This is a genomic window from Paraburkholderia nodosa, from assembly GCF_001718195.1.
GTDB classification, from domain to species: Bacteria; Pseudomonadota; Gammaproteobacteria; order Burkholderiales; family Burkholderiaceae; genus Paraburkholderia; species Paraburkholderia nodosa_A.
This window is the reverse complement of the sequence record NZ_MCNV01000075.1, coordinates 1-1,002: the sequence shown is the minus strand read 5'-3', so window position 1 is coordinate 1,002 and position 1,002 is coordinate 1. Positions and strand designations below refer to the sequence as shown.

Sequence of the window (1,002 nt, the reverse complement as noted above, 5' to 3'; positions counted from 1 at the left end):
GGTCGAGGTGCTGCCGCAGTGGAAGCCGCTGCCCACGCCGGTATCGGTGGCGTTCGTGAAGTCTCGACAGTTGTCGCCGCGTGTGCGCGTGTTTGTCGACTGGCTTGCGGAATTGTTCGAGGATGCTGGCACGGTGAATCGCGATCTCTCGCGGGTGCGACAGTTGCTGGAGGGGCTGCAGTTGGCGCCGGTCTGAGCGTTTGCGGTTTTTGCTTTGGCCTTTAGCTTTGGCCTTTACTTGTGTTCGCGTCGGTATGCAGGCGTTGCCCCTGTGCGGGGCGGCACCTACTTTCTTTGCAGCGGCAAAGAAAGTAGGCAAAGAAAGCCGCTCAAACCGCCAGCGCCTGCCACAGTTCACATCTCGACGTAAATGGTGAATGGCTCCGGAGCGTCTGTCACCTCGCACCTTCAGAGTTAGTGACAAGGCGCTCATTCATCCCGCTGCTCGCTTCGCGCGCTGCGGTGGGGTCTGCATGGGAAACCTGGGGGGATTGCCAAGGTTCGCGAGAACGCACGCGCACCAATAGTTTTCGGTTATGCCATTCGGCGCGCGCAGCGCCGCCGGAAGGATGAGCGCCTTGTCACTACCTTTGAAGGTGCGAGGTGACAGACGCTCCGGAGCCATTCACCATTTACGTCGAGATGTGAACTGTGGCAGGCATTGGCGGTTTGAGCGGCTTTCTTTGCCTACTTTCTTTGCCGCTGTGTATGGACCGGAAACATGGGTAACAGGTGTGCGGGGACATGGGTAACACATGATCCGCTCATTCGGGATGGTCCAGGTTGATGGTTCCGAAATGATGATGCAGGAAAAACAGGTCATAGCGGTTGCCGCTTCCTGCGCTGGGGCGCACCGCAACCGGCAGCTTGTGCAGCGCATTTGAAACCTTGAAACACCGGCACCGGAAACGGAGTTCTCCATTCCACCCCACGCGTACCACCGTGTCGTCGCTGCGATATTCGATCGGCGGCAGTGTCTCCGGATACCGGTGCGCACTGGGC

Annotated in this window: 2 pseudogenes; one reads left to right on the top strand and one right to left on the bottom strand. The window is 59.1% G+C overall.

The annotated features are described in order from the left end of the window. Positions 1-196, top strand: a pseudogene (locus BFD71_RS38690) (LysR family transcriptional regulator); the annotation flags it as partial. A 568-nt stretch (positions 197-764) separates the two neighbouring features. Here the strand turns inward: BFD71_RS38690 and BFD71_RS38685 are convergent. After that, positions 765-1,002 (bottom strand): annotated as a pseudogene (locus BFD71_RS38685) (IS481 family transposase); the annotation flags it as partial.